This is a genomic window from Streptomyces sp. NPDC031365 (assembly GCF_055569765.1).
This window is the reverse complement of record NZ_JBVIIM010000017.1, coordinates 60,254-86,773: the sequence shown is the minus strand read 5'-3', so window position 1 is coordinate 86,773 and position 26,520 is coordinate 60,254. Positions and strand designations below refer to the sequence as shown.

Annotated in this window: 21 protein-coding genes and 1 pseudogene; 13 read left to right on the top strand and 9 right to left on the bottom strand. The window is 71.5% G+C overall.

The features are described from left to right. Nucleotides 1-142: 142 nt before the first annotated feature. A complete protein-coding gene (locus ACZ5C2_RS23985; RefSeq protein ID WP_468794426.1) occupies nucleotides 143-370 on the bottom strand; it encodes a DUF7455 domain-containing protein in 228 nt (75 codons plus the stop codon). 441 nt (nucleotides 371-811) lie between these two features. Between ACZ5C2_RS23985 and ACZ5C2_RS23980 the strand changes: the two genes are divergently transcribed. The 3 genes from ACZ5C2_RS23980 (at nucleotide 812) to ACZ5C2_RS23970 (ending at nucleotide 5,098) form a co-directional block, all read left to right on the top strand. After that, nucleotides 812-2,935, top strand: a complete 2,124-nt coding sequence (locus ACZ5C2_RS23980) for a DNA gyrase/topoisomerase IV subunit B (protein WP_468794424.1) — start codon at nucleotides 812-814, stop codon at nucleotides 2,933-2,935. A 118-nt stretch (nucleotides 2,936-3,053) separates the two neighbouring features. Further along, nucleotides 3,054-3,509 carry a DUF485 domain-containing protein gene (locus ACZ5C2_RS23975; protein ID WP_468794422.1) on the top strand — a complete coding sequence of 152 codons (456 nt, stop codon included), beginning with the start codon at nucleotides 3,054-3,056 and terminating at the stop codon, nucleotides 3,507-3,509. Next, nucleotides 3,506-5,098, top strand: a complete 1,593-nt coding sequence (locus ACZ5C2_RS23970) for a solute symporter family protein (RefSeq protein ID WP_468794420.1) — start codon at nucleotides 3,506-3,508, stop codon at nucleotides 5,096-5,098. Before ACZ5C2_RS23975 ends, ACZ5C2_RS23970 begins: the two co-directional genes overlap by 4 nt. Before the next feature lie 80 nt (nucleotides 5,099-5,178). On the opposite strand, the gene ACZ5C2_RS23965 is transcribed toward ACZ5C2_RS23970, so the two are convergent. The 3 genes and pseudogenes from ACZ5C2_RS23965 to ACZ5C2_RS23955 form a co-directional block, all read right to left on the bottom strand. After that, nucleotides 5,179-5,859, bottom strand: coding sequence for a response regulator (locus ACZ5C2_RS23965; RefSeq protein WP_468794418.1), 681 nt, complete (start codon nucleotides 5,857-5,859; stop codon nucleotides 5,179-5,181). Nucleotides 5,860-6,077: 218 nt separating this feature from the next. Continuing rightward, nucleotides 6,078-6,581 (bottom strand): annotated as a pseudogene (locus ACZ5C2_RS23960) (histidine kinase); the annotation flags it as partial. A gap of 230 nt (nucleotides 6,582-6,811) precedes the next feature. Next, nucleotides 6,812-7,744 carry a sucrase ferredoxin gene (locus tag ACZ5C2_RS23955; RefSeq protein WP_468794598.1) on the bottom strand — a complete coding sequence of 311 codons (933 nt, stop codon included), beginning with the start codon at nucleotides 7,742-7,744 and terminating at the stop codon, nucleotides 6,812-6,814. Nucleotides 7,745-8,287: 543 nt separating this feature from the next. Here ACZ5C2_RS23955 and ACZ5C2_RS23950 point away from each other — a divergent pair. Then, a complete protein-coding gene (locus ACZ5C2_RS23950; RefSeq protein ID WP_468794416.1) occupies nucleotides 8,288-8,527 on the top strand; it encodes a hypothetical protein in 240 nt (79 codons plus the stop codon). Here the strand turns inward: ACZ5C2_RS23950 and ACZ5C2_RS23945 are convergent, their stop codons facing one another. Then, nucleotides 8,528-9,085, bottom strand: coding sequence for a DUF6082 family protein (locus ACZ5C2_RS23945; RefSeq protein ID WP_468794414.1), 558 nt, complete (start codon nucleotides 9,083-9,085; stop codon nucleotides 8,528-8,530). It abuts the gene before it with no gap. Between the two features lie 322 nt (nucleotides 9,086-9,407). On the opposite strand from ACZ5C2_RS23945, the gene ACZ5C2_RS23940 reads away from it, so the two are divergent. Continuing rightward, entirely contained in the window at nucleotides 9,408-10,466 is a 1,059-nt protein-coding gene (locus ACZ5C2_RS23940; protein WP_468794595.1) for a CobW family GTP-binding protein, read from the top strand. Here the strand turns inward: ACZ5C2_RS23940 and ACZ5C2_RS23935 are convergent. After that, complete coding sequence (locus ACZ5C2_RS23935) at nucleotides 10,463-12,913, bottom strand: DNA gyrase/topoisomerase IV subunit A (RefSeq protein ID WP_468794412.1); 2,451 nt, start codon at nucleotides 12,911-12,913, stop codon at nucleotides 10,463-10,465. The two genes, ACZ5C2_RS23940 and ACZ5C2_RS23935, sit on opposite strands and share 4 nt — an antisense overlap. A 458-nt stretch (nucleotides 12,914-13,371) precedes the next feature. Between ACZ5C2_RS23935 and ACZ5C2_RS23930 the strand changes: the two genes are divergently transcribed. From ACZ5C2_RS23930 to ACZ5C2_RS23915, 4 genes are all read left to right on the top strand, one after another. Continuing rightward, a complete protein-coding gene (locus tag ACZ5C2_RS23930) occupies nucleotides 13,372-14,745 on the top strand; it encodes a M16 family metallopeptidase (RefSeq protein WP_468794410.1) in 1,374 nt (457 codons plus the stop codon). Continuing rightward, nucleotides 14,742-16,130 carry a M16 family metallopeptidase gene (locus ACZ5C2_RS23925; RefSeq protein WP_468794408.1) on the top strand — a complete coding sequence of 463 codons (1,389 nt, stop codon included), beginning with the start codon at nucleotides 14,742-14,744 and terminating at the stop codon, nucleotides 16,128-16,130. Before ACZ5C2_RS23930 ends, ACZ5C2_RS23925 begins: the two co-directional genes overlap by 4 nt. 411 nt (nucleotides 16,131-16,541) lie before the next feature. Beyond that, nucleotides 16,542-17,315 carry a M23 family metallopeptidase gene (locus ACZ5C2_RS23920; protein WP_468794406.1) on the top strand — a complete coding sequence of 258 codons (774 nt, stop codon included), beginning with the start codon at nucleotides 16,542-16,544 and terminating at the stop codon, nucleotides 17,313-17,315. 203 nt (nucleotides 17,316-17,518) lie between these two features. Beyond that, nucleotides 17,519-18,223, top strand: a complete 705-nt coding sequence (locus ACZ5C2_RS23915) for a GntR family transcriptional regulator (RefSeq protein WP_468794404.1) — start codon at nucleotides 17,519-17,521, stop codon at nucleotides 18,221-18,223. Nucleotides 18,224-18,436: 213 nt separating this feature from the next. Here ACZ5C2_RS23915 and ACZ5C2_RS23910 read toward each other — a convergent pair whose 3' ends face one another. Next, nucleotides 18,437-18,718: an HPr family phosphocarrier protein gene (locus tag ACZ5C2_RS23910; protein WP_468794402.1), complete on the bottom strand. Its 282-nt coding sequence runs from the start codon at nucleotides 18,716-18,718 to the stop codon at nucleotides 18,437-18,439. 177 nt (nucleotides 18,719-18,895) lie between these two features. On the opposite strand from ACZ5C2_RS23910, the gene ACZ5C2_RS23905 reads away from it, so the two are divergent. The 4 genes from ACZ5C2_RS23905 (at nucleotide 18,896) to ACZ5C2_RS23890 (ending at nucleotide 24,697) form a co-directional block, all read left to right on the top strand. Continuing rightward, nucleotides 18,896-22,102: a bifunctional acetate--CoA ligase family protein/GNAT family N-acetyltransferase gene (locus tag ACZ5C2_RS23905; RefSeq protein ID WP_468794400.1), complete on the top strand. Its 3,207-nt coding sequence runs from the start codon at nucleotides 18,896-18,898 to the stop codon at nucleotides 22,100-22,102. Nucleotides 22,103-22,169: 67 nt separating this feature from the next. After that, on the top strand, nucleotides 22,170-22,757 hold the full coding sequence (locus tag ACZ5C2_RS23900) for a DUF5998 family protein (protein ID WP_468794398.1): 588 nt from the start codon (nucleotides 22,170-22,172) through the stop codon (nucleotides 22,755-22,757). Further along, entirely contained in the window at nucleotides 22,757-24,004 is a 1,248-nt protein-coding gene (locus ACZ5C2_RS23895; RefSeq protein ID WP_468794396.1) for an alkaline phosphatase family protein, read from the top strand. Before ACZ5C2_RS23900 ends, ACZ5C2_RS23895 begins: the two co-directional genes overlap by 1 nt. 42 nt (nucleotides 24,005-24,046) lie before the next feature. Beyond that, a complete protein-coding gene (locus ACZ5C2_RS23890; RefSeq protein ID WP_468794394.1) occupies nucleotides 24,047-24,697 on the top strand; it encodes a thymidine kinase in 651 nt (216 codons plus the stop codon). Nucleotides 24,698-24,707: 10 nt separating this feature from the next. Here ACZ5C2_RS23890 and ACZ5C2_RS23885 read toward each other — a convergent pair whose 3' ends face one another. Both ACZ5C2_RS23885 and ACZ5C2_RS23880 read right to left on the bottom strand, forming a co-directional pair. Beyond that, on the bottom strand, nucleotides 24,708-25,583 hold the full coding sequence (locus tag ACZ5C2_RS23885; RefSeq protein ID WP_468794392.1) for a PhzF family phenazine biosynthesis protein: 876 nt from the start codon (nucleotides 25,581-25,583) through the stop codon (nucleotides 24,708-24,710). A gap of 159 nt (nucleotides 25,584-25,742) precedes the next feature. Further along, complete coding sequence (locus ACZ5C2_RS23880) at nucleotides 25,743-26,408, bottom strand: hypothetical protein (protein WP_468794390.1); 666 nt, start codon at nucleotides 26,406-26,408, stop codon at nucleotides 25,743-25,745. Nucleotides 26,409-26,520 lie beyond the last annotated feature (112 nt).

Below are 26,520 nucleotides of genomic sequence, written 5' to 3'. Positions count from 1 at the left end.
GGGGTACCCCCTCCCCCCCTCCCCCTCCCCCCCCCCCCCCCCCCCCCCCCCCCCCCCCCCCCCCCCCCCCCCCCCCCCCCCCCCCCCCCCCCCCCCCCCCCCGCCGGCCTGTGCCGGTCTGCTCGTCGTCGGGCGCGAGGCGTCAGTGCTCTTCATCGGAAGGCGTCGCCGGAGCGGTCAGCCGCTCCGTCTCATCCTGTATCTCAGCGGCGATCTTCTTGAGTTCCGGCTCGAACTTGCGGCCATGGTGGGCGCAGAAGAGCAGTTCTCCGCCGCTCAGCAGGACGACGCGCAGGTATGCCTGGGCGCCGCAGCGGTCGCAGCGATCGGCGGCCGTCAGTGGGCTCGCGGGGGTCAGAACAGTAGTCACGTCGCCTCTTCTCTAGCTCGACGAGCTGTCGTACCAGGGTCAACATCCAACCAGCCCCAAAACGTTCCCGCTCGTGGCTTCTCCTCGAAAAAACTTTCCGAGGTGGGTGGCTGTTGCCGGTTGGCGGCGAATGTGCCGTAGTGCGTGTCTGGTGTGCCGTACGGATTCGCGTTCGTATCGGTGGTCCGCCCTCCCGGCTGGCTTGCCGGTTGTTCATGAGGACGTGCCCGGAGCCTAAATGGTTCATGCCTGGAAGGGAACGTGATGTGTGCTTCACTCCATCGAGGGATCGAACAGGCATGCGACGCTCGACTAGGGTGGGACTGAGACGAGGGTGGCGTTACAACGGCTCTACCAGGCCTCGGTACCCTCTCACCGGTGACTCAAGCCGCGCCCTTACCCATGAGGGCCCCATCTGAAATTCAGCGAGGAGCGAACCGCGTGACCGCCGAGACGTCCGTGCCGTCCACAGCGCTGCTGGCAGGAGCAGACCGGGACGGTTCCAACTACACCGCGCGGCACCTGCTCGTCCTCGAAGGGCTCGAGGCCGTGCGGAAGCGCCCGGGTATGTACATCGGATCCACCGACAGCCGTGGTCTGCTGCACTGCCTCTGGGAGATCATCGACAACTCCGTCGACGAGGCCCTCGGAAACTACTGTGACCACATCGACGTGGTCCTCCACGACGACGGCTCGGTGGAGGTCCGGGACAACGGCCGGGGCATCCCGGTCGACGTCGAGCCCAAGACCGGCCTCTCCGGGGTCGAGGTCGTCATGACCAAGCTGCACGCCGGCGGCAAGTTCGGCGGCGGCTCCTACGCCGCCTCCGGCGGTCTGCACGGCGTCGGCGCTTCCGTCGTCAACGCGCTCTCCGCGCGGCTCGACGTGGAGGTGGACCGCGGCGGGCACACCCACGCGATCAGCTTCCGGCGCGGCGTCCCCGGATCCTTCGCCGCCGTGGGCCCGGACGCGGGGTTCGAGGCCAAGAGCGGGCTGCGCAAGACCAAGAAGATCCCCAAGAACCGCACCGGCACACGCGTGCGCTACTGGGCCGACCGCCAGATCTTCCTCAAGGACGCCAAGCTCGCCCTGGAGACGCTGCACCAGCGTGCCCGTCAGACGGCGTTCCTGGTGCCCGGCCTGACCATCGTGGTCCGTGACGAGTACGGGCTCGGCGAGGGCGGCAGCAAGGGCGAGGAGTCCTTCCGCTTCGATGGCGGCATCAGCGAGTTCTGCGAGTTCCTGGCCACCGACAGGCCGGTCTGTGACACGCTCCGCCTCACCGGACAGGGCACCTTCAAGGAGACCGTCCCCGTCCTCGACGAGCACGGCCAGATGACGCCCACCGAGGTCACCCGTGAGCTCGGCGTCGATGTCGCGATGCGCTGGGGAACCGGTTACGACACCACGCTCAGGTCGTTCGTCAACATCATCGCCACCCCCAAGGGCGGCACCCATGTCGCCGGCTTCGAGCAGGCCGTCGCCAAGACGATGAACGAGGTGCTGCGCGCGAAGAAGATGCTGCGCGTGGCCGAGGACGACATCGTCAAGGACGACGCCCTCGAGGGCCTCACCGCGGTGGTCACCGTCCGCCTGGCCGAGCCGCAGTTCGAGGGCCAGACCAAGGAGGTCCTCGGCACCTCGGCGGCCCGCCGCATCGTGAACACCGTGATCTCCCGGGAGCTCAAGGCGTTCCTGACCTCCACCAAGCGCGACGCGGCCCAGCAGGCCCGCGTGGTCATGGAGAAGGCCGTCGCCGCGGCCCGGACCCGTATCGCGGCCCGCCAGCACAAGGACGCGCAGCGCCGCAAGACGGCCCTGGAGTCCTCGTCGCTGCCCGCCAAGCTCGCCGACTGCCGCAGCGACGACGTCGAGCGCAGCGAGCTGTTCATCGTCGAGGGAGACTCGGCGCTCGGCACGGCGAAGCTCGCCCGGAACTCCGAGTTCCAGGCACTCCTGCCGATCCGCGGAAAGATCCTCAACGTCCAGAAGTCGTCCGTGACGGACATGCTGAAGAACGCCGAGTGCGGTGCGATCATCCAGGTCATAGGAGCCGGCTCGGGCCGGACCTTCGACATCGACACCGCCCGCTACGGCAAGATCATCATGATGACCGACGCCGATGTCGACGGTTCCCACATCCGCACGCTGCTCCTGACGCTGTTCCACCGCTACATGCGGCCCATGGTGGAGTCCGGCCGGGTCTTCGCCGCGGTGCCGCCGCTGCACCGCGTCGAACTGATCCAGCCCAAGAAGGGCCAGGACAAGTACGTCTACACCTACTCGGACCGGGAACTGCGCGACAAGCTCATGGAGTTCCAGAGCAAGGGCGTGCGCTACAAGGACTCGATCCAGCGCTACAAGGGTCTCGGTGAGATGGACGCCGACCAGCTGGCCGAGACCACCATGGACCCGCGCCACCGCACCCTGCGCCGGATCAACCTCACCGATCTGGAGGCAGCCGAGCAGGTCTTCGACCTCCTCATGGGCAACGACGTCGCCCCGCGCAAGGAGTTCATCTCCAGCTCCGCGGCGACGCTGGACCGGTCCCGCATCGACGCCTAGCGGCCACGCCGGGCGCACGGGGCGACCCCGTCGGCGCGTGCCCGGCGCAGTCACCTGATGGGGTGAAGAGGAACGGGAAGAAGAGTCAGGGATCTTCCCGTTCTGTCCATCCTTGGGCATGCAGCCAAGCAATTCGGGGGACGTCGGCTACGACGATCCCTGGTACGACGCCCTGGCCTCGGGCTGGGCCGAGTCGGCCGACGCGGGGGTGCCGTCGGCGCGACGCGAGCGGGACACCGCGACAGCCGCCGACGTCTACCTCGAAGTACAGCGCAGCGTGGCCTTCCAGGAAGTACGCGGCAGGTACCGGCGGTTCGTGGTCCCGGCGGTCCTGGTCTTCCTCACCTGGTACGTGGCGTACGTCGTGACCGCCACGACCTCGCCGGGGCTGATGGCACGCCCCGTCGCGGGCGCGGTGAACGTGGGGATGCTGGCGGGACTCGGCCAGTTCCTCACCACCTTCCTGCTCACCTGGGCCTATGTACGTCACGCGCGGTTGCGCAGGGACCGGGCGGCGCTGGAACTGCGCTGGGACACCCAGGAGCTGGCGCGGGGCAGAGGCGGTACGTCATGACGGCCGATCACCAGACGTCGGCGCTGCTGCTGTTCAGCGTGTTCGTCGCGGTCACCCTGGGCATCACGACCTGGGTGAGCCGCCACCGGCAGGGTTCCGCCGAGGAGTTCTACGCGGGCGGGCGGCTGTTCTCTCCGATGGAGAATGGTTTTGCCATCGCGGGCGACTACATGTCGGCCGCATCCTTCCTCGGTATCTCCGGACTCATCTGCCTGGTCGGCTACGACGGGATGCTCTACTCGGTCGGCTTCCTGGTGGCGTGGCTGGTGGTCCTCTTCCTGGTCGCGGAACTGGTGCGCAACTGCGGACGGTTCACCCTCGCCGACGTGGTCGCGGCGCGCATGCGGGAGCGGCCGGTGCGGATCGCGGCGGGAACGTCCTCGGTCACCGTGTCCGTCCTGTATCTGGTCGCGCAGATGGTGGGTGCGGGCAGCCTCGTCGGGTTGCTGCTCGGCGGCACCGGAGAGGCGGCGCAGGTGTGGACGGTCGTCGGCGTCGGCGTCCTCATGGTGATCTATGTGTCGCTGGGAGGGATGCGGGCCACCACGTGGATCCAGATCGTCAAGGCGGTCCTGCTGCTCGGCGGCACCCTCGCGCTGACCGTCCTGGTCCTGCTGCGGTTCCACGGCGACATCAACCGGCTGCTGCACACGGCTGCCCAACGCAGTGGGCACGGCAAGGCGTTCCTGGCGCCCGGGCTCGCCTACGGCGGGGACTGGACCGCGCGGTTCGACGTCATCAGCCTGGGGCTCGCCCTGGTGCTCGGTACGGCGGGGCTGCCGCACATCCTGTCCCGCTTCTACACGGTGCCCACGGCGCGGGCGGCCCGGCGTTCGGTCGTCTGGTCGATCGGACTCATCGGCGGCTTCTACCTGATGACGATCGTGCTCGGCTTCGGTGCCGCCGCCATCATCGGACCGGACGCCGTGCGCGCCTCCCACGCATCCGGGAACACCGCCGTGCCCCTGCTCGCGCTCGACCTGGGCGGCGGCGCCGGCTCCACGGGCGGCACGGTGCTGTTCGCGGTCATCGCCGCCGTCGCCTTTGCCACGATCCTCGCCGTGGTCGCCGGAATCACCCTCGCCTCCTCGGCATCTGTCGCGCACGACCTGTACGCCTCCCTGCGGCGCCGGCGCGGCACACCGCGCAGCGAGGTGGCCGTGGCCCGCGTCGCCGCGGTCGGCATCGGCCTGCTCGCGATCGCCCTCGGTCTGCTGGCCCGCGACCTCAACGTCGCGTTCCTCGTGGGCCTCGCCTTCGCGGTGGCCGCCTCCGCCAATCTGCCCGTGCTGCTCTACTCCCTGTTCTGGCGCGGGTTCACCACACGCGGTGCCGTGTGGTCCGTCTACGGAGGTCTGGTCCCGGCCGTGGTGCTGGTGCTGCTGTCCCCCGTGGTGTCCGCAAGCCCCGAGTCCCTCTTCCCCGGCGTCGACTTCCAGCTCTTCCCGCTGCAGAACCCGGGGCTGGTCTCCATCCCGCTGGGCTTCCTCGCGGGCTGGCTCGGCACGGTCACCTCGAGCGAGGTTCCCGACGAGGCCCGGCATGCGGAGACCGAGGTGCGTTCACTGACCGGTGCGGGAGCGGTGTAGACACCGGCGGAGACGGAAGGCGCCGCCATCCGTATGGAAGGAGGGCACGGTTCCTTCCCCCGCCCCCATGGGCCGTGTCCTCAGGCGCGGGTCGCCCACAGGTACCGGTGTTCCGGGCGGCCCGCGTCCCCGTACTTCAGGCTCAGTGTGGCCCGCCCCGTGCGCTCCAGGAGCTTCAGATAGCGCTGCGCGGTCTGGCGGCTCACCCCCGTGCGTTCGGCGACCTCCTGGGCCGACAGCGGGCCGTCGGCGTTCATCAGGGACTGCCGGACCAGTTCCGCGGTGGTGGGGGAGTGCCCCTTGGGCAGTTGGGGCTCCGCCGACGCGGACAACGCACCGAAGATGCGGTCCACCTCCGCCTGTTCGGCCTCACCGCCGCCGTCGAGGGTGCGGCGCAGTGCCGCGTACGCCTCCAGTTTGGCGCGCAGTCCGGCGAAAGCGAACGGCTTGACCAGGTACTGCAGGGCGCCCTGTCGCATCGCCGCCTGCACGGTGGCCACCTCGCGGGCCGCCGTCACCATGATCACGTCGGCCTGGTGGCCGCGCCGGCGCATTTCCCGGACGACGGCGAGTCCCGTCTCGTCGGGCAGATGGTGGTCCATGAGGACGAGATCCAGCCGGGGCAGTGTCTCCAGCCGGGCGAGTGCCTCGGCCGCGCTGTGCGCCTCCCCGACGACATGGAAGCCGGGCACCTTCCCGACGTAGGCGGCGTTGACCCGCGCGACGCGGATGTCGTCGTCCACCACCAGAACCTCGATCATCGCGTCCCCTCCTCAGTGGTCCGCGGGGCGCGCGCCCCGGTGAGAGCGGGCGCCGCGCCCGGCTCGGTCAGGGCGTCGGGCAGGACGACGGTGAACTCGGCACCCCCGCCCCGGGCCTCGCTCACGCTCGCACCGCCCCCCTGCCGCTCGGCGAGCCTGCGCACCAGAGGCAGTCCTATGCCGCGTTCCCGGTGGGCCGGGGGCTCCTTGGTGGACCAGCCCTCGGTGACCGCCCCGACGATCTCGCCGCCGTCGTCCCGCAGGGGCACCTTGCCCCGCGCGGAACGTCCCAGCGTGCCCTCGTCGATCTCCATGACGTCATGTCCGGCCAGTGCCTCACCGGGGTCGGTCGACACCAGGCCGCCGATCCGCCGTGGATCGGGGTGCGACCAGCGCACGCCCCTCACATCCAGCACCACGACGTACTCGGCACCGGTGGCCTTCCGGATCCGTTCCGCCTCCCGCTGCACCGGCCCGTCCGGCGACGGCTCGGTGCTCCGTACGTCGTCCGCGATCTGCGGCTGCTGGGCGGTGGTCTGCGCGATCGCGAGCGCGCGGCGCATCGCCTGGTCGTCGAGCTGGTCGCCGAGCGGTGCCAGGAACAGTCCGGTGGCGAGCACCGCGACTCCCGCGGCGATCGCCAGCTGCATCAGCAGGACCTGCGAGAACACCCGCCGCGGCAGGCCGAGGCGGAGGCGGCGTGCGGGGGGAGTGGGGCTCATGCCCATGACGGTACGTGGGTGGCCGCGGCGTGCCGCGGGGGTGTGGCGGGGGTGTGGCGGGGGTGTGGCGGGGATCTCCCGCACCGGTGGGACGGCGCCCCTGTGACACCGTCAGCTCGCGAGCGCCCCGCGACACGGCGTACCTGCCGGGTGGTGCGCCCGCGGGGCGGTCGGCCCGCGTGCGTACCGGCGGCACGGGGCATCCGCGGCACGCCCCGCCTGTGAGGCGGTCAGCTCGCCAGGGCCGCCGCGGTCACCTCGCGGATGTCCACCACGTCCATCGGGGCGGGCGAGCCGAGCACGGACCCGCAGCTCTCCGGGCGGGGCGGAAGGGACGCGCCCTGGGCGACCTGCACCCGCCACCGGCGCCCGTCCGCGTGGGCGACGGTCACCGCCCAGCGGGGCGCCGCGCCGTCCGTCGTCACGACGGTCAGGGCCTCGGCGGTGTACTCGCCCACCGCGCGCCGGACGGCCAGCTCGGCCGCCTGACCGGGCCGCTCCCACGCGGAGCCGCCCCGGCACCCCTCCATGACGATCCGTCCCTCCTGTGCGCTGTGCAGCACCTCCTTGACGGCATGCGCCTCGGCCCTGCCGTACGCGTAGCCGTAGGGCAGCACGAGCACCGTGGGCGAGAAGCGGTGACCGCCGAGGTGGGTGACCTCCCAGACGCCCTCGACACCGGAGGCGGCGAGTTCTGCCGCCAGGGGCCGCCCGAGGAGGGCGCAGCAGCGGTCCCGCTTGCCGTTGGTGCAGACGAGGGCGAGCGGGTCGCCCGTATGGGGCACGCCGCCCAGCGCCGTGCCGAGGCTTTCGGGCTCGCCCCGGCCCAGTGCGGCGAAGTCGACATCGAGCAGGCGTTCGGGGTCCGTGACCGTGGCGGAGTGCAGCCACACGTCTCCCGGAACGGTGTGGGCCACGTACACCTGGCGCGCGGCAGGCACCCCGCAGTCCGCGTGTCGCCCGGCGCCGCGTATCAGCGCGATGCGCACCCCGGTTCCCTTCGCGGCGGCCTCCAGGGCCCGGCCCAGCGCGGGATCGAGATGGCTCGACGTGAGCGCCTTGGCACCCCAGGGGCCAGGCTGCTCCAGCAGCAGCCAGGTCCTCGCGGTGGCCGCGGTTCCCGCGACCGGCTCGTCGAGCTCGCGGGAGGCGGTTGAGCACATACTACTCACGGAGGTGAGCCTAACCTGACTTGCCGGCGGGTGGCTTGTCGGGTCCACCCGTGTCCTGTGCGTGCGGTGGCCGGGCGGCTGCGGCTCGGGCGCACGCGGTGCGGCGTACGGTTCACTGTCGTGGCCGTGCGGATCGGTGACCTGCGAGGTTCAGGCGTACGGCATCCGCCGGGCACGGCGCTTGGCGTACGGCATCCGCCGGGCACGGCGCTGATGGCCGACGATCACCGGCGTCTCGCGCGGGTGCCACCGGTCAGGGCGCCGGCCCGGACCCGGCGACGCGTCTGCGGGGTCCTGCCCCTGGCCCTCTGGGCCGCTCTCGTCCATGGGCGCTGACCGGCGCCGGGAGCCGGCGCCGCGGCCGACACCTGTGGCTCGCCGGACCCCCCCCGTGGACGGTGCCGTCCGGGGAGCATGATAAAAGGGGCGCCTGTTGCGAGCGTGGCATCGCCATGGGGCGATCCGAGGCATGTCACCATGACGCCCGCAGCGGGCGTAGGCGCTCGTGCCTTGAGAAGCAGAGGAAATTGAACAGTGAGTCAGATCATCCGCCGTCTCGGTGTTGCTCCGCGCCACCGAGGCAGTACCGGTGGTGGTACATGTCCCGACATCTTCGAGCTGGCTGACGGGAGCTTCGCCGTCATCGGCACGGATGCCACTGATTCACTCGATTCCCACCTGCCCGGTGACGCCGCACGTGCCGACTACGAACGCATCGTCGTGATCACCAGAGAGACCCTGGTGAAGGCGAAGGCGGACATCCCGGACGCCTAGTCACGCATCGAGTGGTGGGTCCCCGACCACCCACCACTCGTCGGTGTCGGCCTCGTCGAGCTGCAGCAGCAGGTCGTCGATCAGCCGGCCGAGTTCTGCTTCCACCGTCTCCGTCAGGCTCGCGCGCTGCTGCCGGGTCGCGTCCCAGTACTCCCTGACGATCGGATTCTGAAACATGCCCCGGGCGTGTTTGAAGAACTCGTCCCTCGTGAGGTTGCCGATGCGGTAGTAGCAGAGCAGGTTCGTGTACAGGGCGTTGGCGAAAAGGTACTGGCGACGCTTCTGTGCGGTGACCGGAACTTCGAAGATGTCCAGGACCTCGGTGAGTTCGGGGTTGTCCATCGCCTTGCTCAACAACTCCCAGTGCTGGCGCTGTTGCATGGCCAGGTTGGTCTGCTGCTGGGTAAGAGCGCGCTGTTCCAGATGCTCCAGCCGTTCGCTGATCATGTCCAGGGTGTGCCGCTGTGCCGCCATGGTGACGAAGGCTCCTGCCGCCATGCCCAGGCAGGCCGCGACCGCGAAGCGGAGCCCTCGTAACCCACTGTTCTTTGTGGCCATGTCAAATACCCCCGATCGGGCCGCCGTCCGCCGGTCGTCGGGGTGCGGGTCGACTGTGGGAAACCGGCGAGCGGTGGGCGGCGTTTGCCGCCTTCCAGGGTGCCGAGCGGCTCTGATCGGCGGGAAGGCGGAGAAGAGGCGCACGGAGGGAAGCGAGGGTCGCACAGAACGGCGCCTTGCCCAACGTCTGCCCAGCGAGTGCTGCTAACAATCGTTCACTTCGCCGCCGTTCTCGCTGCTCGTATCCTGGTGCGTCAGTCAGTTCCCGGGCGTACGCGCAGACGCGAGCCGGGGCACGCCCAGGAGTGAGAGGGGTCGCGTGGTGGTGCGGAGCGGCGGGCGGCAGATTCCGGTCGTGGTGCTGGCCGGATTTCTCGGCTCGGGAAAGACCACCCTGCTCAACCACCTCCTCCACCGCAGCGGCGGCAGCCGTATCGGAGCCGTCGTGAACGACTTCGGGGCCATTGAGATCGACGCCATGGCCGTGGCGGGGGCGCTCGGGGACTCGACGGTCTCGCTCGGCAACGGGTGTCTGTGCTGTGCCGTCGATGGCAGCGAGCTGGACGTGTACCTCGAACGGCTCGCCCGACCTTCCGCCGGGATCGATGTGATCGTCATCGAGGCCAGCGGGCTCGCCGAACCGCAGGAACTGGTGCGGATGGTGCTTGCCAGTGAGCATCCGGGGATCGTCTACGGCGGACTCGTCGAGGTGGTGGACGCCGCCGAGTTCGACGACACCCGGGCCCGGCATCCCGAGATCGACCGGCACCTCGACCTCGCCGACCTGGTGGTCGTCAACAAGGTGGACCGGGTAGCGGACGCCGAGAGGGTGCTGGCGCTCGTCCGGTCGCTGGTCGACCGTGCGGCCGTGGTACCGGCCACGCACGGACGTGTCGACCCCGAGTTCCTCTTCGACTGCCGGCCGAGCGAGGAGCGGGTAGGGCAGTTGTCGTTCGACGATCTGCACCGCGACGGCCACGAGCACACCGGGCATCTGCACACCGGGTACGACAGCCTCTCCTTCGTCACCGGGCGCCCGCTGGACCCACGGCGGCTGATCCAATTCCTGGACAGCCGGCCCGAGGGGTTGTACCGGATCAAGGGGTACGTCGACTTCGGGCCGTACGACACCGGCAACCGGTACGCCGTGCATGCGGTGGGGCGGTTCCTGCGGTTCTACCCCGAACCCTGGACGGCCGGCGCGGAGCGGCTCACGCAGCTCGTTCTCATCGGGGCGGACATCGATGCCGCCGCACTCCGCGAGGAGATGGAGGCGTGCGTGAACGACGGCGCCCCACACGCCGACGAACAAGGCATGTGGGGCGTTCTGCGCTATGTACAGGGAGCGGCGGAGGACCCGGCGGAGGCTCCGGTGGTCTAAACCGGGCCGGCCACCACCGACACCGTCTTCGCCAGCGACACACCCGAACCGTCCCGGCGCGGGTCGGGCTCCGGGAGGTCCACCGCCGCGCCGCTCTTCTGGGCGGCGCGGGCCGGGGCCGGGCCCGCCCAGGCCAGGGACAGACAGTCCTCGCCCTTCAGGAACCGCTGGCAGCGCACACCACCGGTGGCCCGCCCCTTGCGCGGGTACTGGTCGAACGGGGTCAGCTTGGCCGTCGTCTGGACGGAGTCGTCCAGTGTGCCGCGCGAGCCCGCGACCGTGAACACCACGGCGTCGACCGCGGGATCGACCGCCGTGAAGCAGATGACCTTGGCGCCCTCGGTGAGTTTGATGCCCGCCATACCGCCCGCGGGGCGGCCCTGCGGGCGGACCTGCGCCGCCGGATAGCGCAGCAGCTGCGCGTCGTCGCTGATGAAGACCAGGTCCTCCTCGCCCGTGCGCAGTTCCACCCCGCCGACGATCCGGTCGCCCTCCTTGAGCGTGATGACCTCCAGCTCCTCCTTGTTGGAGGGGTAGTCGGGCACCACGCGTTTGACGACACCCTGGGCCGTGCCGAGCGCCAGGCCGGGCGACGACTCGTCGAGCGTGGTCAGGCACACCACCTGCTCGTCGTCCTCCAGGGACACGAACTCGGCCAGTGGTGCCCCGCCCGAGAGGTTCGGCGTCGGCATCGTCTCCGGAAGCTGCGGCAGGTCCACGACGTTCAGCCGGAGCAGACGGCCGGACGAGGTGACCACGCCGATTTCGCCGCGGGCCGTCGCCGGTACCGCCGAGACGATCACGTCGTGCTTGACCCGTTTGGCACCGTCGGCGAGCGGCTCGTTGTTCGCCGTACGGGCGAGCAGGCCCGTGGCGGACAGCAGTACGCGGCACGGGTCGTCCGCCACCTGCAGCGGCACGGCAACGGCCGGGGCGCCGCCGGCCTCCAGGAGGAGCGTACGGCGGTCGTCACCGAACTTCTTGGCCACCGCGGCCAGTTCGGCGGAGACCAGCTTGCGCAGCTCCGCGTCCGAATCCAGGATCCGGGTCAGTTCCTCGATCTCCGTGTTCAGCCGGTCCTTCTCGGCCTCCAGCTCGATCCGGTCGTACTTGGTGAGGCGGCGCAGCGGCGTGTCCAGGATGTACTGGGTCTGGATGTCGCTGAGGGAGAAGCGCTCGATCAGGCGCTGCTTGGCCTGGGCGGAGTTCTCGCTGGAGCGGATGAGGCGGATGACCTCGTCGATGTCCACCAGGGCCGTGAGCAGGCCCTCGACGAGGTGTAGGCGGTCGCGCCTCTTGGTGCGGCGGAACTCCGAACGCCGGCGCACGACGTTGAACCGGTGGTCGAGGTAGACCTCCAGGAGTTCCTTGAGGCCGAGGGTGAGCGGCTGGCCGTCCACCAGGGCCACGTTGTTGATGCCGAAGGACTCCTCCATCGGCGTCAGCTTGTACAGCTGCTCCAGCACCGCCTCCGGTACGAAGCCGTTCTTGATCTCGATGACCAGGCGCAGCCCGTGCGCGCGGTCGGTGAGGTCCTTGACGTCGGCGATGCCCTGGAGCTTCTTCGAGCCGACCAGGTCCTTGATCTTGGCGATCACCTTCTCCGGACCGACCGTGAAGGGCAGCTCGGTGACCACCAGACCCTTGCGGCGTGCCGTCACGTCCTCGACGGTGACCGTCGCGCGGATCTTGAACGTGCCGCGGCCCGTCTCGTAGGCGTCGCGGACGCCGGAGAGGCCGACGATTCGGCCGCCGGTGGGCAGGTCGGGGCCCGGGACGTGCTTCATCAGCGCGTCGAGATCGGCGTTGGGGTGCCGGATCAGATGCCGCGCGGCCGCGATGACCTCGCGCAGGTTGTGCGGCGGCATGTTGGTGGCCATGCCCACGGCGATGCCCGACGCGCCGTTCACCAGCAGGTTCGGGAACGCGGCGGGCAGCGCCGCCGGTTCCTGCTCCTGGCCGTCGTAGTTGGGCGCGAAGTCGACCGTGTCCTCGTCGATGGACTCGGTCATCAGGCTGGTGGCTTCGGCCATCCGGCACTCGGTGTACCGCATCGCGGCGGGCGGGTCGTCGTTGCCCAGCGAGCCGAAGTTGCCGTGGCCGTCGACCAGGGGGACGCGCATCGAGAACGACTGTGCCATGCGCACCAGGGCGTCGTAGATCGACGCGTCGCCATGGGGATGCAGCTTGCCCATGACCTCGCCGACGACGCGGGCGCACTTCACATAACCGCGCTCGGGCCGCAGCCCCATCTCGTTCATCTGATAGACGATGCGGCGGTGCACCGGCTTGAGGCCGTCGCGCGCGTCCGGCAGGGCGCGGGAGTAGATGACCGAGTACGCGTACTCGAGGAAGGAGCCCTGCATCTCGTCGACGACGTCGATGTCGAGGATTTTCTCCTCGTACGAGTCGTCGGGCGGCGGGGTCTTCGTGCTGCGGCGGGCCATCGCTGCCGGCTCCTTGCTGAAGCGTTTGGACGTCTGACGCGGACCATTGTGGACTGCCGCACTGACAGGCGGGACCAGGGCCCGGTTCCGGGCAGCCGGTCTGTCGGGGTGCGGCGGCGCGCGAGCAGGGTACGCGGCGCGTGCGGTTCGCTCCCGCCCGGGGCTGCGAGGGTTAGGGGAGGCCGGGGTGAAGTGGGCCGGGGTGGGGTGCGCGGCCGACGCTTGTGAGGTGCCCCTCCCGCTCTCGGCTTCGCTCGAGCGGTGGATCCTCATCGCCCTGCGGCACGACTGCCCGCGGGTGCCGAGGTGTGACGGCCCGCCGCCCGTTCCAGGGTTCTCGCTCTCGGCGTAGCCGCCCGCGGCGGGAACTTCTCCGGCCGTCCGCGCGCTTGCATACAGTGGCAGGACCGGCACAAACGGCGGATTCGACGACCGCCTCCGCGATCGAAGGGACGTACATGCCCATGGGTCACACGGCCACAGCCCAGGCAGGCTCCGGCGGCCTGACAGCGACCGAGCACCGCCTGGCCAACGGCCTGCGCGTGGTGCTCTCCGAGGACCACCTGACCCCGGTCGCCGCGGTGTGCCTCTGGTACGACGTGGGTTCACGCCACGAAGTCAAGGGACGCACCGGTCTGGCTCACCTTTTCGAGCACCTGATGTTCCAGGGCTCCGCCCAGGTGAAGGGCAACGGTCACTTCGAGCTGGTCCAGGGCGCCGGCGGCTCCCTCAACGGCACCACCAGTTTCGAGCGCACCAACTACTTCGAGACGATGCCCGCCCACCAGCTGGAGCTCGCTCTCTGGCTGGAGGCCGACCGCATGGGCTCCCTGCTGACCGCCCTGGACGACGAGTCCATGGAGAACCAGCGGGACGTCGTCAAGAACGAGCGCCGCCAGCGCTACGACAACGTCCCCTACGGCACGGCCTTCGAGAAGCTCACCGCTCTCTCGTACCCGGAGGGCCATCCGTACCACCACACGCCCATCGGTTCGATGGCGGACCTGGACGCGGCCACCCTGGAGGACGCGCGCCAGTTCTTCCGTACGTACTACGCGCCGAACAACGCCGTGCTCTCCGTCGTCGGCGACATCGACCCGGAGCAGACTCTCGCCTGGATCGAGAAGTACTTCGGCTCCATCCCCTCCCACGACGGCAAGCCCGCCCCGCGCGACGGCTCACTGCCCGACGTCATCGGCGAGCAGGTGCGCGAGATCGTGGAGGAGGAAGTCCCCGCGCGTGCGCTGATGGCCGCCTACCGGCTGCCGGAGGACGGCACGCGCGCGTGCGACGCCATCGACGTGGCACTCACGATCCTCGGAGGCGGCGAGTCCTCGCGGCTCTACAACCGTCTCGTACGGCGCGACCGTACGGCCGTGGCCGCCGGGTTCGGCCTGCTGCGGCTGGCCGGCGCGCCCTCCCTGGGCTGGCTGGACGTGAAGACGTCCGGCGACGTCGAGGTGCCGGTCATCGAGTCCGCCATCGACGAGGAGCTCGCCCGGTTCGCCGAGCAGGGCCCCACGGCCGAGGAAATGGAACGCGCCCAGGCCCAGTTGGAGCGTGAGTGGCTCGACCGGCTGGGCACGGTCGCGGGCCGCGCCGACGAACTGTGCCGGTACGCCGTCCTGTTCGGCGACCCGCAGCTCGCCCTGACCGCCGTCCAGCGCGTCCTGGAGGTGACGGCGGAGGAGGTGCAGGAGGCTGCCAAGGGCCGTCTGCGCCCCGACAACCGCGCGGTCCTCGTCTACGAGCCCCTCACGTCCGAGGAAGACGACACCGAGGAAGCCGCCGCAGCCGCCGGCACCGACGAGAACGAGGAGACGGCGAAGTGACCGAGCTCGCCACGATGGACTTCCACCCGCAGCCGCAGGCCGGCGAGGCCAAGCCCTGGGCCTTCCCGGCACCCGAGCGCGGCACGCTCGACAACGGCCTGACCGTCCTGCGCTGCCACCGCCCCGGCCAGCAGGTCGTCGCCGTCGAGGTGCTCCTGGACGCGCCCCTGGAGGCGGAGCAGGCCGGTCTGGACGGTGTCGCCACGATCATGGCGCGGGCCTTCTCCGAGGGCACCGACAAGCACTCCGCCGAGGAGTTCGCCGCCGAACTGGAGCGCTGCGGCGCCACCCTGGACGCGCACGCCGATCACCCCGGTGTCCGCCTCAGCCTCGAGGTCCCGGCCTCACGGCTGCCCAAGGCACTCGGGCTGATCGCCGACGCCCTCAGGGCGCCCGCGTTCGCCGACAGCGAGGTCGAGCGGCTGGTCCGCAACCGCCTCGATGAGATCCCGCACGAGCTCGCGAACCCCTCCCGCCGCGCGGCGAAGGAGCTCGCCAAGGAGCTGTACCCGGCGAGTTCGCGCATGTCGCGCCCGCGTCAGGGCACCGAGGAGACCGTCGTCGGCATCGACTCCGCGGCCGTCCGCGCCTTCCACGAGAAGCACGTACGCCCCGCCACGGCCACCGCGGTGGTCGTCGGCGACCTCACCGGTCTCGACCTGGACGCGCTGCTCGGCGACACACTGGGCGCCTGGACCGGCTCCCCGGCCCAGCCGCGGCCGATTCCGCCGGTGGTCGCCGACGACACCGGCCGCGTCGTGATCGTGGACCGTCCCGGCGCCGTACAGACGCAGTTGCTGATCGGCCGTGTCGGCCCGGACCGGCACGACCGAGTGTGGCCGGCGCAGGTGCTCGGCACCTACTGCCTCGGCGGCACCCTCACCTCCCGCCTGGACCGCGTCCTGCGCGAGGAGAAGGGCTACACCTACGGCGTACGGTCCTTCGGGCAGGTCCTCAGGTCCGCCCCGGACGGCACGGGCGCGGCCCTGCTGGCCATCAGCGGGTCCGTCGACACCCCCAACACCGGTCCGGCCCTCGACGACCTGTGGAAGGTGCTGCGCACGCTCGCCGCGGAAGGGCTCACCGACGCGGAACGCGACGTGGCCGTACAGAACCTCGTGGGTGTGGCGCCGCTGAAGTACGAGACCGCCGCGGCCGTCGCGGGCACCCTGGCCGACCAGGTCGAGCAGCACCTGCCGGACCACTACCAGGCCGATCTGTACCGGCAGTTGGCCGCGACCGGCACCGTGGAGGCCACCGCGGCGGTGGTGAGCGCCTTCCCGGTGGACCGGCTGGTGACCGTCCTCGTCGGTGACGCGGCGCAGATCAAGGCGCCGGTGGAGGCCCTCGGGATCGGTGAAGTCACCGTCGTGGCGGCCGAGTAGCGAGCAGCCGCGGGACGCACGCGGGTGAGGCCCTGGTGACGCGATGGTCACCAGGGCCCGCTTATGCCCGAATTGAACCGGAGGCTGCCTGTCTGCCCTGTGGGATGCGCTACAAAAACCGGGATCCGTTTGGGGATGGGAAGGCCTCCCGCTTAGCTTCGTCCGGGCTGTTCGTCGGGCAGTGCGCCGCATCCGCGGCACCGGACAGTCATCGCCGAGTCCCCGTACGGCACGAGCCAGGGGAGCCGGGGACCCAAGCAGTCCCTGGGGTGAATCGGACGCCCGCGCGTGTCGCGAGGGGGTCCGTAGGAGACCTTCCTGCTCCGAACCCTCCCCCAGAGCCCAAAGGGCCTGGGGGGACCCCCACCGCTAACCCGGTAGGCGAGAGGGAAGGAAAGGACCAGCCTGTACATGGCGTTCACCCGCGCCCCGGGCAAGCACCGTCGTCCCAGCCGGATACAGCGCGGCACCGTCCGCGCGGCGGGCGTCGCGGCGCTCGCCGGCACCGGTGTCGTCGGCTCCCTCGCGGCTCCCGCACTCGCCGCCGAGCCCGCCGCCGCGCCGACCGGCCTCACCCCTTTCGTCACCCTGGGTGACGCGGTCGCCGACCGGATCGACGCCCAGGCGGCCGCTCAGCACGAGGCCGCGCGCGAGGCGGCCGAGACCGCCGCGCGCAAGGCCGCCGAGGAGGAAGCGCGCGAGAAGGCGGCCGAGGCTGCCGAGAAGGCCCGCGCGGAGAAGGAGCGCGCCGCGCGCGAGGCCGAGCGCAAGCGCCTCAACACCTTCGTCTCCCCGATCCCCGGCTCGTACGTCTCGACCGGCTACAAGAGCGGCGGCGCCGTCTGGTCCTCCGGCAGTCACACCGGTGTCGACTTCCACGCCGCGAGCGGCACCCCCGTCCAGTCGGTCGGCATCGGCACCGTCGTGGAGGCGGGCTGGGGCGGCGCGTACGGCAACCAGGTTGTCATCAGGATGAACGACGGCACGTACACCCAGTACGGTCACCTGTCCTCCGTCGCCGTCTCGGTGGGCCAGCAGGTCGCCGCGGGCCAGCAGATCGGCCTGTCCGGGGCGACCGGCAACGTCACGGGCGCTCATCTGCACTTCGAGGCCCGCATGGGATCCGACTACGGCTCCGACCTCGATCCCGTCGCCTATCTCCGTGCTCACGGCGTGAACCTCTGAGGCGCCCGCACCCCGCACCCCGCACCACCGCCTTCCGATGCCCCGGCCCCAGAGCCGGGGCATTTCGGCGTTTCGGACCGCCGCTCGTCCAAAAATCACGCACGGATTCCGGCCCGCCGTCGGAAATTGCCGTCGATTGCAATAGAGTCACGGATCAGACGTCAATCGTCGACGTTTCACGGGGATTAAGCCGGAGGTCGGTCATGCGTATTCCCGCGCAGTCGGTGTGCACGGCGATCCGGGACGACATCGTCGGGGGTGTCCACGAGCGCGGCAGCCGGCTCACCGAGGAACTCCTCGCCCGCCGGTACGGCGTGTCCCGCGTACCCGTCCGGGAGGCGCTGCGCACGCTGGAGGCGGAGGGCTTCGTGGTCACCCGGCGGCACGCGGGCGCGTGCGTCGCGGAGCCCACCGAGCAGGAGGCCGCCGACCTGCTGGAGATGCGCGTGCTCCTCGAGCCGCTCGGTGCGTCCCGCGCGGCCCAGCGTCGTACCGAGCCCCATCTGAAGGTGCTGCGCGGCCTGGTCCGGCTGGGACAGGAACGCGCCCGCCAGGGCAACAGCGACGATCTACGCTCGCTGAGCGGCTGGTTCCACGAGACGCTCGCCCAGGCCTCCGGCAGCCCGGCGCTGACGTCGGTGCTGACCCAGCTGCGACACAAGATCACCTGGATGTACGCCACCGATGGGCCGTCCGACCCGGTCGAGTACTGGGCGGAGCACGGCGCCATCGTGGACGCGGTGGCGCGCGGCGACGGCGACCGCGCGCGGGCCGTCACGGCGCTGCACACCGAACGGGCGAGCGCCGGGCACCGGCTGCGGTTCGGCTCGGGCGCGGATCGCGCCGGCCGCACCGACCGTGTGAGGAACCCGCAACATCCCGTAAACATGCCGAGCCTGCGCCATTAACACGGGTGCCGTATACAAAGAGAACCCAATTCCCGGGGGTGAATTCCGCTGCCCGGAAAAGGGAAAAGCAAAGGGCCCGCCCGTGGTCCGGGCGGGCCTTTCGGAATTGTGGCCGGTCGTCTGTGGGTGACGATGGCCACAACCGTCAATTGAGGACCCCGGCGGCGCGCGGCCAGCTCCGCGAGAGCGGCGCCGGCATAGGTGCGGAAGGGCTCAGACGGTCTCGGGGAGCTCCTCGAGACCTTCGGAGACCAGCTTCGCCAGACGGTCCAGTGCGGCGTCCGCACCCTCGGCGTCGGACGTGAGCACGATCTCCTCGCCGCCCTGGGCGCCCAGGCCCAGAACGGCGAGCATGGAGGCCGCGTTGACGGGGTCGCCCCCGGCCTTGGCGATCGTGACCGGGACGCCTGTGGCCGTGGCGGCTCGGACGAAGATGGAGGCGGGGCGGGCGTGGAGACCCTCGGCCCAGCCGACGTTGACGCGGCGCTCAGCCATGTGTTGCTGCCCTTCGCTGTTCAGGGTTGTCTAGACCAGTTTCCCACATCATGAAGCATGCCCGGAGCGGTATCCGCGCCCGCCCCCGCCGGCAACCGGACCGCGGCCCCGGCCCGGCTGTCGTCCACCACAGACTGCCTCGCGCCGTTGTCGTACGCGAGCCGTACCCTGGGGCCCATGCAGATCTCGTCGGACCGGCACGAGTATCCCGCCCACTGGGAGGCCGACGTGGTGCTGCGCGACGGCGGCACCGCGCGCATCCGCCCCATCACCGTCGATGACGCCGAGCGCCTGGTCAGCTACTACGAGCAGGTGTCGGACGAGTCGAAGTACTACCGCTTCTTCGCGCCCTACCCGCGTCTGTCCGCCAAGGACGTCCACCGCTTCACGCACCACGACTTCGTGGACCGGGTGGGTCTCGCGGCCACGATCGGCGGCGAGTTCATCGCCACCGTGCGGTACGACCGCATCAGCGCCGACGGAACGCCCGCGTCGGCACCGGCCGACGAGGCCGAGGTCGCCTTCCTCGTACAGGACGCCCACCAGGGCCGGGGCGTGGCCTCCGCTCTGCTCGAACACATCGGAGCCGTCGCGCGGGAGCGCGGTATCCGCCGGTTCGCCGCCGAGGTGCTGCCGGCCAACACCAAGATGATCAAGGTGTTCAGGGATGCCGGGTACACCCAGAAGCGCAGCTTCGAGGACGGCGTCGTACGTCTGGAGTTCGACCTCGAACCCACCGACCGCTCCCTGGCCGTGCAGCAGGCGCGCGAACAGCGTGCGGAGGCGCGCTCGGTGCAGCGGCTGCTGGCACCCGGTTCGGTCGCCGTCGTCGGCGCCGGACGCACACCCGGCGGTGTGGGCCGCAGCATCCTCGACAACATCCGGGACGCCGGATTCACCGGGCGGCTCCACGCCGTGAACAAGGCCTTCCCTGAAGACCGGAAGGAACTCGACGGGGTGGCCGCGTACCGGTCCGTCCGCGCCATCGACGGGCCCGTCGACCTCGTCGTCGTCGCGGTGCCCGCCGAACACGTCCCCGAGGTGGTCACCGAGTGCGGCGAGCACGGTGTGCAGGGGCTCGTCGTCGTCTCCGCCGGCTACGCGGAATCCGGCCCCGACGGCCGCGAACGCCAGCGCGCCCTCGTCCGGCAGGCCCGCTCGTACGGCATGCGGATCATCGGCCCGAACGCGTTCGGCGTCATCAACACGTCCCCGGACGTACGGCTGAACGCCTCACTCGCCCCCGAGCCGCCCCGCGCGGGCCGGATCGGGTTGTTCGCCCAGTCCGGCGCGATCGGCGTCGCCCTGCTCTCGCGCCTGCACCGGCGCGGCGGCGGCGTCACCGGGGTCACCGGCGTCTCCAGCTTCGTCTCGTCGGGCAACCGGGCCGACGTGTCCGGAAACGACGTCCTCCAGTACTGGTACGAGGATCCCGACACCGACGTCGCCCTGATGTACCTGGAGTCCATCGGCAACCCGCGCAAGTTCACCCGCCTCGCCCGCCGGACCGCGGCGGCGAAGCCGCTGGTCGTGGTGCAGGGCGCACGCCATGGCGCCGGGCCCCGGGGACATGCCGTACGGGCGACCCGGCTGCCCCACGAGACGGTCTCCGCGCTGCTCAGGCAGGCCGGGGTGATCCGCGTGGACACCATCACCGAAATGGTCGACGCGGGCCTCCTGCTCGCCCGCCAGCCCCTGCCGTCCGGACCCCGGGTGGCGATCCTCGGCAACTCCGAGTCCCTGGGCCTGCTCACCTACGAGGCGTGCCTCGCCGAGGGACTGCGCCCGCAGTCCCCGCTCGACCTCACCACGGCGGCATCGGCGGCGGACTTCCACGACGCGCTCTCGCACGCGCTGGCGGACGACGCGAGCGACGCGGTGGTCGTGACAGCGATCCCCGCGTTGGGGGAGGGCTCGGTCGGGGACGCGGCCCTGGCGGAGGCCCTGCGCTCGGCCGCCGCCGCGACCCCGTCCAAGCCGGTCCTCGTGGTCCACGTCGAACTCGGCGGCCTCGCCGAGGCCCTGTCGGCCGCGACCAGCACGGCACCGCAACCGGCGGCCGGCACGGCGCCGGGCACCCCACCCCGGGCGGGATCGGACACCGTACGGGACCCGGCGGGCGCCGCTCCGCGGCCGGACGCGAGCGGGACCCCGCAGGCGGGCGCGGGCGTTCCGGCGCCGAGCGGATCCACCACCCCGGCGGAGGCCGGATCCGCCACCGGTACGGAGGCGGGGCGTGGCCCGGCGCCCCGCACGTCACCGGCCACCGCCGGCACGCACAAGGCGAGCGGCCCGGCGTCCCGTGCGGAAACGGGCGCGGAGTCCCGTCAGGGAACAGGCCCGGAGCCCCGTACGGACGCCGGCGCCGTGCTCCCGGCGGAAACGACGGCCGTCCCGCGGACGTCACCCGGCGCGGCACCCCTGCCCTCCGGCGGCACGTCACCGGTGACCCACGCGGCGTCCACCGCCCACAACGCCCCCGCCCCGGCGCGCTCCGCTCCCGTCGTACCCCCCGAAGGCGCTCACCTCATCCCCGCCTACCCCGCCTCCGAGCGTGCCGTACGGGCTCTCGCGCATGCCGTCGCGTACGCGCAGTGGAGGCGGGACGCCGCCGAGCCCGGCAAGGTGCCCGAGTACGAGAACATCGACGAGCGGGCCGCCGCCGCGCTCATCGACGGACTCCTCTCGCGCGGGCAGGGCCTCACCCTCTCCGGCGAGGAGACCTGCGACCTGCTCGGCACCTACGGCATCCCCGTGCACCGGGCCCTGCCCGCCCCCACCCCCGACGCCGCCGCCGAGGCCGCGCGCACCCTCCACTACCCGGTGGTCCTCAAGGCGACCGCCCCCCACCTCAGGCACCGGGCCGACCTGGGCGGCGTCCGTCTGGACCTGGCGGACGAGGAACAACTGCGCCGGGCCTACTCCGAGTTGACAGAGCTTTTCGGCACGCCGGCGGAGCTGCGCCCTGTGGTGCAGCGCATGGCACCGCGCGGTGTCGACACCATTGTCCGCGCGGTCATCGACCCCGCGGCCGGCGCCGTGCTGTCCTTCGGGCTCGCCGGGGCCCCCTCCCAACTGCTCGGGGACATGGCGCACCGCCTGATACCGGTCACCGACCGGGATGCGACCTCACTGGTGCGGTCGATCCGGACCGCCCCGCTCCTGTTCGGCTGGCGCGGCTCGGCGCCCGTGGACACCCCCGCCCTCGAGGAGCTGATGCTGAGGGTGTCGCGACTGGTCCACGACCATCCGGAGGTCGTCGAGGTCACCCTGGAGCCGGTGGTCGTCGCTCCGCACGGCGTGAGCGTCCTCGGCGCCTCCGTGCGCCTGGCCCAGCCGCCTGCCCGCGACGACCTCGGCCCGCGTACCCTCCCGGCGTACTGAGGACCCGGGGGAGCGGAGTGCGGTGAGCGGTGCCTCGCAGTCGGTGGCCACCCGTAGGATGGGCGTCATGGCCAAGACCAGTACGACGACCCAGGGGCTGCGGGCGGCGATCGAGCGCAGCGGCTACTACCCGGCCCTCGTGGCCGAGGCGGTGGAGGCCGCCGTGGGCGGCGAGCCCGTCCGGTCGTACCTGGTCCACCAGGAGACGACGTTCGACCAGAACGAGGTGCGGCGGCACGTGACCGTGCTCGTCCTCACCGGCAACCGCTTCATCGTCAGCCACACCGACGAGCAGGCCGCCGACACCACCTCCCCGACGCCGTACGCCACCACGTCCACGGAGTCCGTCAAGCTCAGCCGGATCTCCTCCATCGTGGTCAGCCGCGTGGTCGCCAACCCGGAGTCGTACAAGCCGGGCACGCTGCCGCGCGAGATCGTGCTCACCATCGGCTGGGGAGCCGTCTCCCGCATCGACCTGGAGCCGGCCGCCTGCGGCGACCCCAACTGCGAGGCCGACCACGGCTACACGGGCAGCTCGACGGCCGACGACCTGAGCCTGCGTGTCAGCGAGGCCGGCGACGGGCCGGAGACGGTGCGCCAGGCGCTCACCTTCGCGCAGGCCCTCTCCGAGGCGACCGCGGACACCACCCGCTGATGGCCCACCCGCCTCCCCCCGCCGCCCATGACCGAGGGCGCTCCGCGCCCGCCCCGCTCGACTCCGCCGTCTGGGACTCCCACCCGGAACCGCTCCCCATCGCCTCCGCCCCGGTGCCCGAGTACGGCACCGGTTCGCTCGCCGACCTGCTGCCCACGCTCGCCGCGGGCCTCGGCGTTCCCGGCATGACCGCCGGCATCGGGGAACTGACCCCCGCCGACCGGAACTGCGTGTTCCTGATCGACGGCCTCGGCTGGGAGCAACTGCGCGCCCACCCCGAGGACGCCCCCTTCCTGACCTCACTGCTCAGCAGTTCGCGCGGCGGCACCGGCCGCCCGATCACCGCGGGCTACCCGGCGACCACCGCGACCTCCCTCGCCTCCGTCGGTACCGGCCTGCCGCCCGGCGCCCACGGCCTGCCCGGCTACACCGTGCGCAACCCGGACACCGGCGAGCTGATGAACCAGCTGCGCTGGCAGCCCTGGTCCCCGCCCGCCGCCTGGCAGCCGTACCCCACCGTCTTCGAGCTGGCCCACCGCGCGGGCGTGCACGCCGCCCAGGTGTCCTCACCGACCTTCGTGAACACCCCGCTGACCAAGGTCGCGCTCAGCGGCGGCGCCTTCCACGGGCGGCTCTCGGGCGAGGACCGCGTGGACACCGCCGCCGAACAGCTGGCCCGCGCGGACCGCGCCCTCGTCTACACCTATTACGCCGAGGTCGACGGCGCGGGGCACCGCTACGGCGTCGACTCCGACACCTGGCGAGGCCAGCTCGCCCACGTCGACCGGCTCGTCCAGCGCCTGGCCGAGCAGCTGCCGCCGCGCAGCGCCCTCTACGTCACCGCCGACCACGGCATGATCGACGTCCCCTTCGACGAGGACCACCGCATTGACTTCGACGAGGACTGGGAGCTGAAGGCGGGCGTGGCCCTCCTCGGCGGCGAGGGCCGCGCCCGGCACGTGTACGCGGTCCGCGGCGCGGCGAACGACGTACTCACCTGCTGGCGCGAGGTCCTCGGCGAGCAGTTCTGGGTCGCCTCGCGAGACGAGGCCATCGAGGCCGGCTGGTTCGGGCCCGTGATCGACGAACGCGTGTATCACCGCATCGGCGATGTGGTCGCCGCCGCGCGGGACGATGTCCTGCTGATCGCCTCCGAGCGCGAGCCGCGGGAGTCGGCGATGGTCGGCAACCACGGTTCGATGACCCCTGCCGAGCAACTGGTCCCCCTGCTCGAAGTACGTTCCTGAGACCCCGCCCGCAGCCCTCTGCCGAAAGGTGCCCGACCCCCCATGCCCGAGCTGGTGTTCTTCTGCGGAACCATGGACTGCGGGAAGTCGACTCTGGCCCTCCAGATCGAGCACAACCGCTCGGCGCGCGGCCTGATCGGCATGATCTTCACCCGCAACGACCGGGCCGGCGAGGGCAAGCTCTCCTCCCGCCTCGGCCTGGTCACGGACGCGGTCGAGGTCGGCGACGGCGCGGACCTGTACGCGTACCTCGTCGACCATCTCTCACGGGGCCGACGCGCGGACTACGTGATCGCGGACGAGGCGCAGTTCCTGGCGCCGGAGCAGATCGACCAGCTCGCGCGCGTCGTCGACGACCTGGAACTCGACGTCTACGCCTTCGGCATCACCACCGACTTCCGCTCCAAGCTCTTCCCCGGTTCCCAGCGCCTGGTCGAACTCGCCGACCGTGTCGAGGTGCTCCAGGTCGAGGCCCTGTGCTGGTGCGGCGCCCGCGCCACGCACAACGCCCGCACGGTCGGCGGGGTGATGGTCGTCGAGGGCGCCCAGGTCGTCGTCGGCGACGTCACCGATTCCACGGACGAGATCGGCTACGAGGTCCTCTGCCGCCGCCACCACCGCCGCCGCATGACGGCGGCCACGTCCCGCGCGGCGGCACTGTCCCCCGACGTGCTCCCGGTGTCATCGACCTGACCGGTCGCGTTCAGCTGATCCGGACCCCCGCGCCGCCGACCCGGACCCGCCGGTCACCCGCGCGCAGCGTCACCGTGAGCTCGCCGGGGCGGCCGAAGTCCTCGCCCTGGTGCAGAGTGAGGACGGCGTCCTCGGGGACCAGACCGAGCTCGCGGGCGTAGGCACCGAACGCGGCGGCCGCGGCGCCGGTCGCCGGGTCCTCGACGACACCGCCCACGGGGAACGGGTCGCGGACGTGGAAGACGGCGGCCGACTCCCGCCACACCAACTGGACCGTGGTCAGGTCCAGTCGGTGCATGAGGGCCTCGAGGCGGGCGAAGTCGTACGCAAGGTCGGCGAGACGGGCGCGGGTCGCCGCCGCGAACACGAGATGGCGGGCACCGGCGAACGCGATCCGGGGCGGGAAGGCAGGGTCGAGATCGCCGGCCGGCCAGCCGAGTGCGGCCAGCGCCTCCGCGAGGTCGGTGCCGGCGACCTCCTCGACGTGCGGCTCGACGCTGGTGAGGGTGGCCCGGACCGTCCCGTCCTCCTCCGCCACCTCCACCGGCACGGTGCCGGCACGTGTCGCGAACACCAGCTGTCCGGGCCCGATCCGCTCGGCGAGCGCGACGGCGGTCGCGACGGTGGCGTGCCCGCAGAACGGCACCTCGGCCTTGGGGCTGAAGTAACGGATGCCGTACGCCCGCCCTTCCGGGCCGCCGAGTCCCTCCGGGGGAGCGGTCAGGAACGCGGACTCCGAGTACCCGAGTTCGGCGGCGATGGCCAGCATGTCTCCGTCGTCCAGTCCGGTGGCGTCCAGCACGACACCGGCGGGGTTCCCGCCGTCGGGGGAGTTGGAGAAGGCGGTGTAGCGCAGCACCTCGCCCCGCGGCGCGTTCGTCGTCATGCTGCGGCAACACAGGGGCGGGCCGCGGCTATTCCGGCCTGGTCCGGTCCTGCCCGGCCGGCCGGAGCGGGACCCGCTCACCGGTCGTCGACGGCCCCGCCGAGCGGCCTCTCACGACCGTCGGCGTCCCTCGTCACGGGACAGCGGCGACCGCGTGTCTCAGGTACCGGGGTGCCCTCCGTCGCCGGTGCCGAGGAGAGGGACCGTGAGCCGGTGTTCGACGGCGGTGGGCAGGGACCACAGTTCGCTCCGTCGCCTTCGGTCCTCCGAGCCGTGGCGGTCGGCGCGGCGGATCCCGGGCACGGACACGGCCAGGACGACCAGGGACACGGCGAGCCCCGCCCCGAGGAGCACACCGGCGAGCACGGCGCCGTCCGCCAGGGCGAACGGGAGAGCGAACCCGAGGCAGAGCGTGCCGAGGCCGCCGAGGACGGACAGCATCCACCACAGGGGCGTGAGCGGGTGCTCGTCGCGCAGGTGGTCGACCAACTGCCGGTCGGTGGGACGCCGCCGTGGGTGCTCCCCGGCGGCGCCGAAGAGTTCGGCCCGCCCGCGCAGCGCCCACGCGGCGTGCACTCCCACCCACACGACGGGCAGCACGAACAGCGTCACCAGGACCAGACCCGCCTGAGTGGTCCGCGGTACCGGCACCCAGCCGGCTGCGTCGGCGACCACGGACGCCACGGCGGCTCCCGCGAGGACGGTTCCCGCCACGCTCGTGGCCACGAGCCATCGCCGGGCCCCGCGCACCCGGGCGCTGAGAGGGAACTCCATCGCGTCCAACGTCTTCTCCCATCGATGACCGAACGCACTGTACGCAGCCATGAGCCCGTACGGTCACCCGGGAAGCGGGGCGGCAGGCGGGAACAGCGCGGTCCCCGGGAGAACGGCCGCCGATGGCTCATGCGACCGCGCCCGCGCCACCCTCCACCCCATC

Bases quoted from the DNA above. Each gene is read 5' to 3' on its own strand.
- ACZ5C2_RS23975 (WP_468794422.1), top strand. From the start codon at position 3,054: ATGCAGCCAAGCAATTCGGGGGACGTCGGCTACGACGATCCCTGGTAC.
- ACZ5C2_RS23965 (WP_468794418.1), bottom strand. From the start codon at position 5,859: ATGATCGAGGTTCTGGTGGTGGACGACGACATCCGCGTCGCGCGGGTC.
- ACZ5C2_RS23905 (WP_468794400.1), top strand. From the start codon at position 18,896: ATGCAGATCTCGTCGGACCGGCACGAGTATCCCGCCCACTGGGAGGCC.
- ACZ5C2_RS23890 (WP_468794394.1), top strand. From the start codon at position 24,047: ATGCCCGAGCTGGTGTTCTTCTGCGGAACCATGGACTGCGGGAAGTCG.
- ACZ5C2_RS23930 (WP_468794410.1), top strand. From the start codon at position 13,372: ATGCCCATGGGTCACACGGCCACAGCCCAGGCAGGCTCCGGCGGCCTG.
- ACZ5C2_RS23910 (WP_468794402.1), bottom strand. From the start codon at position 18,718: ATGGCTGAGCGCCGCGTCAACGTCGGCTGGGCCGAGGGTCTCCACGCC.
- ACZ5C2_RS23895 (WP_468794396.1), top strand. From the start codon at position 22,757: ATGGCCCACCCGCCTCCCCCCGCCGCCCATGACCGAGGGCGCTCCGCG.
- ACZ5C2_RS23955 (WP_468794598.1), bottom strand. From the start codon at position 7,744: ATGTGCTCAACCGCCTCCCGCGAGCTCGACGAGCCGGTCGCGGGAACC.
- ACZ5C2_RS23970 (WP_468794420.1), top strand. From the start codon at position 3,506: ATGACGGCCGATCACCAGACGTCGGCGCTGCTGCTGTTCAGCGTGTTC.
- ACZ5C2_RS23880 (WP_468794390.1), bottom strand. From the start codon at position 26,408: ATGGCTGCGTACAGTGCGTTCGGTCATCGATGGGAGAAGACGTTGGAC.
- ACZ5C2_RS23900 (WP_468794398.1), top strand. From the start codon at position 22,170: ATGGCCAAGACCAGTACGACGACCCAGGGGCTGCGGGCGGCGATCGAG.
- ACZ5C2_RS23885 (WP_468794392.1), bottom strand. From the start codon at position 25,583: ATGACGACGAACGCGCCGCGGGGCGAGGTGCTGCGCTACACCGCCTTC.
- ACZ5C2_RS23915 (WP_468794404.1), top strand. From the start codon at position 17,519: ATGCGTATTCCCGCGCAGTCGGTGTGCACGGCGATCCGGGACGACATC.
- ACZ5C2_RS23945 (WP_468794414.1), bottom strand. From the start codon at position 9,085: ATGGCCACAAAGAACAGTGGGTTACGAGGGCTCCGCTTCGCGGTCGCG.
- ACZ5C2_RS23920 (WP_468794406.1), top strand. From the start codon at position 16,542: ATGGCGTTCACCCGCGCCCCGGGCAAGCACCGTCGTCCCAGCCGGATA.
- ACZ5C2_RS23935 (WP_468794412.1), bottom strand. From the start codon at position 12,913: ATGGCCCGCCGCAGCACGAAGACCCCGCCGCCCGACGACTCGTACGAG.